Here is a 6,818-nt window from a genome sequence, read left to right as displayed (position 1 = left end):
GCTGTTTCATGGGCTCGCCCTCGCTGTCGTTGACATGTTTAGAATGCCACCGTGGCGCCTAGACGCCTCGGCGAGGGCGAGTCCATCCGATTACAGCGGCCTTGTAACAATCTCCGAAATTACCCCTCGTCCTCGGCCTCACGGGCCTGCTCGTCCACTTCGGACAGCTCAAACCACATGGCGTTGAGGATGGCGAAGGTGCAGGCCAGGCCCACACCGAGAATCCAGCTGAAGTACCACATAATCGTTTCCTCAGTACATATCCTTGTTGACGTCGCTTTCGCTCACCTTGCCCCACAACACCTTATACACCCAGGCGGTGTACAGCAGGATGATGGGCAGGAACACCACCGTGGCGAACAGCATCACGCCCAGGGTGTAATGACTGGAGGAACTGTCCCAGACGGTCAGGCTGTGGCCCGGATCAGAGCTGCTCGGCAGAATCATCGGGAACATGGACACTCCCACCGTGGTGATGATAGCGGCCACCGAGAGCTTTGAGCCGAGAAAGCTCAAAGCGCCCACGCGCCAGAACAACCCCATCAACGCCAGCACGGCACCGGCGAAACCGGCCAGGGGCACCAGCCATAGAACCGGCTGGGCACGGTAATTGTTCAGCCAGATGCCGGCTTCCGACACCACTTCCTTGCGCAATGGATTGCTAGGCCCTTGCGGATCCATTGCCGTGACGATGCGGTAGCCGTCCATATGACTGACCCAGAAGCCACCAACGGCAAACAGTACGATTACGACAATGGCCGCGACCATGCCGAATTTTCGGGCCCGCTCCGCCGGTTCACCATCCGCCTTGATCTGCAGCCAGGTGGCGCCGTGCAGTATCAGCATCGCCAGTGACACCAGCCCACACAACAGAGCAAACGGATTCAGCAACGCAAAGAAGGAACCGGTGTAGAACGGCCGCAGACTGCTGTCGAAATGAAACGGCACGCCCTGCAGCACATTGCCCACCGCCACACCGAAAATCAGCGCCGGTACCACACCGCTGAAGCACAACGCCGCGTCCCAGCGTGCGCGCCAGGCCGGTTCGTCGCGCTTGGAGCGGAATTTGAATGCCACCGGCCGGATAATCAGCGCCGACAGGATCAGGAACATGGCCAGATAGAATCCGGAAAAGCTGACCGCGTAAAGCGCGGGCCAGGCGGCAAAAATGGCGCCGCCGCCAAGGATGAACCAGACCTGATTGCCTTCCCACACCGGTCCCACGGTATTGATCACCTGGCGGCGCTGGCCGTCGCTTCGGGCCACCGCTGGCAATAGCGCCGCCACGCCCATGTCGAAGCCGTCGGTGACGGCAAAGGCCACCAGCAGAACACCCAGTAAGGCCCACCAGATCAAACGCAACACTTCGTAATCGAAAATCATGGCGTTTCCTCCCTCATTCCTGGGACTTGGCAAAGGCCGGTGACAGGCCGGCATCCAGTTTGGCGGGATCGTCACCGCTTTCCTGTTCCGGGCCCTTGCGGATGTATTTGAGCATCAGACGGACCTCGATCACCGCCAGCACCGTGTACAACACCATGAAGCCCCCCAGGGAGATGAGAATGTCACTGATGCCGATGGAACTGACGCCAAGGAAAGTAGGCAACACCCCTTCGATGACCCAGGGCTGCCGGCCGTATTCCGCCACCAGCCAACCCAGCTCCGCGGCGATCCAGGGCAACGGCAAGGTGTAAAAGGACACCCTCAGGAACCAGCGTGGCACCCGGCGACGCAGCGACACCAGATAGAACGCCAGGCCAAACAGCGCGATCATGTAGAAACCGATGGCCACCATGAAACGGAACGACCAGAACAACGCGAACACATTGGGCAGCGAATCCTGTACCGCCATGACGATCTGCTGATCGCTGGCATCACGGGGATCCTCCACGTACTTTTTCAACAGCAACGCATAGCCCAGATATTCCTGGTTCTGAAGAAAAGTCTCCCTGGCCTCCGGGTTGGCCTCATCGACCTTCAGGGTTTCCAGCGCGTCGTAGGCCAGCAAACCATCACGGATGTGCATCTCCGAAAGGGCCGCCAGTTCCGTGATGCCGGGAATCTCCTTGCTGAAGCTGCGCGTGGCGATCAACCCCATGACCCAGGGAATCTTCAACTCATAGTGCGTTTCCTGGGCCTCGCGGTCCGGAATACCGAACAAGGAAAACGACGCCGGCGCCTCTTCCGTGTGCCACATCCCCTCGATCATCGCCAGTTTCATCTTCTGATTCTCGGTGATGGCATAACCGGACTCGTCACCGAGCACCACCACCGACAGCGCCGCCGCCAGTCCGAACGAAGCCGCCACCGTGAAGGAGCGTTTGGCCAGCGCCTTATAACGGCCACGCAGCAAATAGTAAGCACTGATCGCCAATACGAACACAGCGCCGGTAACGTAACCGGCGGCCACCGTATGAACGAACTTGGCCTGCGCCACCGGATTGAAAATCACCGCGGCGAAATCGGTGACTTCCATGCGCATGGTGTCGGGATTGAAAAAGGAGCCCACCGGATTCTGCATCCAGCCATTAGCGATCAGAATCCACAACGCCGACAGATTCGACCCCAGGGCCACCAGCCAGGTCACCGCCAGATGCTGGACCTTGCCCAGTTTGTCCCAGCCGAAAAAGAACAGACCGACCAGCGTGGCTTCGAGGAAAAACGCCATCAGGCCTTCGATCGCCAAAGGCGCGCCGAACACGTCACCGACATAGTGGCTGTAGTAAGCCCAGTTGGTACCGAACTGGAACTCCATGACGATACCGGTGGCCACGCCCATGGCGAAGTTGATGCCGAACAGCAACCCCCAGAACTTGGTCATGTCACGCCAGATGGTGCGTCCGGTCATGACATAGACGCTCTCCATGATGGCGATCATGAAGGACAGTCCCAGAGTCAGAGGTACGAAAAGGAAATGGTACATTGCTGTCAGGGCAAACTGCGCCCGCGACAACTCAACCAGAGTAGCGTCGATCATCTGCGTTTCTCCCCTGATTACACATTGGCGGTTCGCCAACCGGATCGGACTCAACCGATCCGCTCCATCCCATGGAGATATTGACGGCCAGCCATTCCTTGCCTGCAGAAATATCCTGCTGAAGACCCTCCGTGGCCCTCTGTTTACCGGTGCGCGTATACGATGGAAGCAGCGTTTCCGTGTCGACAAAGAAACGATTCAGGATTAAAAATTGCCGGGCGTAATTTTTAACGTTGCCCCGCGACGACCCGCCAGAGTGGCCACCATGGACCGTGGCCACAGGGAATTGCCCGTTGACTTTCATCCATGTGATTACAGACTGCGGGTGAAAGCCTGAGCAATCGGGTCTACCATTGATCCCCATCGTTGTTCGCGCTGGTGAAGCCGGGTTCAGCATAGCACCGGCCCTGCCCCTGTTCACGTCGGCGGTCCAGAGAAGAGTTGAAAACCGGCATGCCTATTGATTTACATCAAGATTCTCCCGCGGCGTCCGCGGAACCCCCGGCCAGCCCGCTCCTCTGGCTGGATGCACAACGGCAACACGCCAAGAACATGGTGCGCTGGCTATACCTGAGCGCGCTGGCGGATACGCCGCTGGCGATCATTCAGGCGGGACTGCTGGCCTGGCTCGCCGCTGGTCTGCTCAACGGCGAGCCCTCTTTATGGCTGCCCGCCTCCCTGCTGTTGTTGACGCTGGCGTCGCGGGCCCTGGCCGGAGCCGCCCGCGCCCGATTCAGTGCCGGCGCCGCCGCCGATATCAGCCAGGCAGTACGCGGCGCCGTGGCGGAGGCATTGTTGCGCGGTGCCGGCGGTACCTTGACCGCGGGGGAAGCCAGCACCGCTTTGCTGGAACAAGCCGGCGCGGTGGGTCGCTATCACGCCGGTTTCGCGGTGCAACGGCGAGTGGCCAGCGTGGCCACGGTGTTGTTTTTATTGGCCGCGTTCAGCATGGACTGGATCGTTGGTGTGATCTTCCTGTGTACCGCGCCTTTGATCCCGGTCTTCATGATGCTGGTGGGCAGTGGCGCGCAGCGGGCAGCGGATCGACAGCTGGAAAGTTTGCGCTTTCTCGGCGGCTATTTTCTCGATCGTCTGCGTGGCGTGCTGACGCTGCGAGCCTTCGCCCGTGAAGCGGCGGAGCAACGGGCAGTGGATACGGTCAACGCCGAATACCGCAAACGCACCATGAAAGTACTGCGAATCGCTTTTCTTACGTCCGCCGTGCTGGAGCTTTTCGCGGCGCTATCGGTGGCCCTGGTGGCCTTGTATGTGGGTTTGCACCTGCTCAATTTGATCGCCATCGGTCCCGGTCCCCGGCTCGATTTCGCCACCGGACTTTGGCTATTGCTGCTGGCACCGGAGTTCTATCAGCCGTTGCGTCAGTTGGCCGCCGGCTATCATGACCGCGCCGCTGCCCGCGCCGCCGCCGAGGTCCTGGCGCCACTGCTCCAGGATAGCGGCGCCACCACCGTTTCCGCTGACGTCTCCACCACCGCCACCACGCTGACCCTTGACCAGGTGTCGTTCCGTTACCCTGGCTGCGAGGAGACCCTGCTTCACGACTGCTCTCTGACCGTAACGGCCGGGACGTGCCTGGTACTCAGGGGCGACAGCGGCACGGGCAAGAGTACTCTGTTGAAACTGATCGCCGGTTTGCTGGCGCCGGACACCGGCGAAGTACGCCATAACCGCCGGCCGGCGCCACTGCTGGCACAGGTGACCGGCAATCTGGCCTGGGCCGGGCAGCATCCGTGGTTCATCCACGGCACGGTGGCGGATAATTTGCGTCTGGCCGCCCCGGATGCCGATGACGAGGCCTTACATCAAGTACTGGCCGAATGTGGTCTGGAACACTTGCCCGCCGGACTGGATACGGCGCTGGACGAGAACGGCGGCGGTCTTTCCGGCGGGCAAGGCCGCCGGTTGGCATTGGCCCGGGCCTTGCTGAGCCCGGCACCACTGCTGCTGCTCGACGAACCCACCGCGGAGCTGGATGCCCCCCTGGAGCAACGCATCATCGCGGCGCTGCGCGCCCGCAAGGGACAACGCACCTTGGTGATCGCCACCCATTCCCCGGCGCTCGCCACCCTGGCCGACCAGAGCCTGTGGCTGGGCCCTTCCCCGGTGCCCATGGAAGGGCGGGCCCATGGCTGATCGCATCACCTGGCTTCGTCATCAATTCAAAGGGGAAGGCACTCGGCTACGTAATGCCGGGTTACTGGCGCTGATTACCGCCCTCGCCGCCATGGCGCTGCTGGGCTTGTCAGGCTGGTTCATCAGCGCCGCGGCGCTGGCCGGGCTGGCCGCTGGCGGTCCGGCGGTGGCGTTCAACCTTCTGGTTCCCAGCGCCGGCATTCGCGCCTTGGCGGTGGGCCGCACCGTGTCCCGCTATTTCGAGCGGCTGGTCAGCCATGACGCCACCTTCCATGTGATGCAGCGCCTGCGCACGCGATTGTTCGCGGCGATTCTGCCGCGCATACCCGGCCCCTTGTCGTCACTGAGCAGCGGCCATTTGCTGGAGCGCCTGCTGGGAGATGTGGAGCGCTTGGAGAACGCCTGGCTGGGACAGGGACAGCCCGCCCTGGTGGCCATCGCCACCGCCGTGGTATTGCTGCTGGCCGGGTTCTGGATCGCCGGACCGGCGGCGGCCCTGGCCATGCTGGCCGGTTTTATCACGATGTTCCTGCCACTGCGGCACTTGTCGAAAGTTTCCGCCGAACCATTGGAACAACGGGCCTGGCAACGCGAACAGCTTCGTGGGGATTTGGTGCAAACCCTCAACGGACTGCCCGATGTGCTTGCCTATGGCCTGCGGCCGTCATTACTCGAGCAGTGGCGCCGCCGCCTGGCCGATCTGGCCGCGCTCGAGCATCGGCTGGCCTTGCGGCACGCCATCACCCAGACCCTGATTCAGAGTCTGATGCAGTGGCTGGCGGTGGCGATGCTGCTGATACTGATCACGCCGGTGCGGCAAGAGATGATCGACGCGCCGATGGCGCTGGCCCTGATGCTGCTGGTACTCGCCGCCGCCGAGGTGACCCTGCCCCTGGCTCAGGCCTGGCAGGGCTGGCCAGACACCCGTGCCACCGTGACACGCCTGGAGGCCCTGACCGGCACGCCAATCCCGCCGCCGGCCGCCGGCGGCAGCGGGATTCCCCGGTCCGACGGCGATTTGAAGGTCTCCGGACTGAGTTTCGCCTGGCCTGGACAACCGGCCTTGTTCAGCGGTCTTGATCTGCAAGCGCGAGCCGGCGCTCCGCTGGCCATCGTCGGTCCAAGCGGCAGTGGTAAATCCACTCTGTTGCATTGCCTGATGGGCCTGCAACGGATCAGTGCTGGCGAGATCCGATTCGGCGGTGTCAGCCAGGAACGGGCGGACAGCGACGCCTGGCGCCAATGTTTCGCCCTGCTGTTACAGCAACAGCAGCTATTCACCGGCACTCTCAGGGATAACTTGCGCCTGGCCAGACCGGACGCCAGCGACGAGCGCCTCTGGCAGGTGCTGGAACAGGCACGGCTGGCGGATCTGGTACGGCAACGTGGCGGTCTCGATCACTGGATCGGCACCAACGGCATGCACCTCTCCGGCGGACAGGGACGGCGTTTATCGCTGGCCCGGGTGCTGCTGCGGGACAGTCCGGTCGTCCTGCTGGACGAGCCCTTCACCGGTCTGGAACCGGCCACCGCCGACGCTCTGTTCGACACGCTGCATTCCACCTTGAACGACCGGGTTCTGATCATGGTCACCCATGACCGGCGCCATGCCGAACGGATGGAGAACCGGCTCGTCCTCGACCTCTGAAGTCCGGCCTTCCCCTTGATCCAGGTCAGCCCGGCGCGG

At 62.3% G+C, this 6,818-nt stretch carries 5 protein-coding genes; 2 read left to right on the top strand and 3 right to left on the bottom strand.

Annotated elements, in window-relative coordinates; all coding sequences use genetic code 11:
- Nucleotides 1-119: 119 nt before the first annotated feature.
- Genes cydX through CRO06_RS18435 form a run of 3 tightly spaced genes read right to left on the bottom strand, consistent with a single transcriptional unit; the run spans nucleotide 120 to nucleotide 2,977 of the window.
- Complete coding sequence (gene cydX / locus CRO06_RS18445) at nucleotides 120-242, bottom strand: cytochrome bd-I oxidase subunit CydX (protein WP_014995381.1); 123 nt, start codon at nucleotides 240-242, stop codon at nucleotides 120-122.
- Nucleotides 243-252: 10 nt separating this feature from the next.
- Nucleotides 253-1,383 (bottom strand): cytochrome d ubiquinol oxidase subunit II, encoded by a 1,131-nt coding sequence (gene cydB / locus CRO06_RS18440; protein ID WP_022997138.1) that lies wholly within the window; start codon nucleotides 1,381-1,383, stop codon nucleotides 253-255.
- Nucleotides 1,384-1,396: 13 nt separating this feature from the next.
- Nucleotides 1,397-2,977 carry a cytochrome ubiquinol oxidase subunit I gene (locus tag CRO06_RS18435; protein WP_022997139.1) on the bottom strand — a complete coding sequence of 527 codons (1,581 nt, stop codon included), beginning with the start codon at nucleotides 2,975-2,977 and terminating at the stop codon, nucleotides 1,397-1,399.
- 453 nt (nucleotides 2,978-3,430) lie between these two features.
- Here CRO06_RS18435 and cydD point away from each other — a divergent pair, with 453 nt between their 5' ends.
- Together cydD and cydC are read left to right on the top strand one after the other, a co-directional pair.
- Entirely contained in the window at nucleotides 3,431-5,131 is a 1,701-nt protein-coding gene (cydD, locus tag CRO06_RS18430) for a thiol reductant ABC exporter subunit CydD (protein WP_097059103.1), read from the top strand.
- The gene (cydC, locus tag CRO06_RS18425; RefSeq protein ID WP_097059102.1) at nucleotides 5,124-6,779 is read left to right on the top strand and encodes a thiol reductant ABC exporter subunit CydC; all 1,656 of its coding nucleotides are present in this window, start codon (nucleotides 5,124-5,126) and stop codon (nucleotides 6,777-6,779) included. The genes cydD and cydC overlap by 8 nt, the downstream gene beginning before the upstream one ends.
- The last annotated feature ends 39 nt before the right edge of the window (nucleotides 6,780-6,818 follow it).

Source organism: Alloalcanivorax xenomutans, from assembly GCF_900217905.1.
GTDB classification, from domain to species: domain Bacteria; phylum Pseudomonadota; class Gammaproteobacteria; order Pseudomonadales; family Alcanivoracaceae; genus Alloalcanivorax; species Alloalcanivorax xenomutans.
The sequence above is the reverse complement of the archived record's forward strand: the minus strand, read 5'-3'. Positions and strand labels throughout refer to the sequence as shown.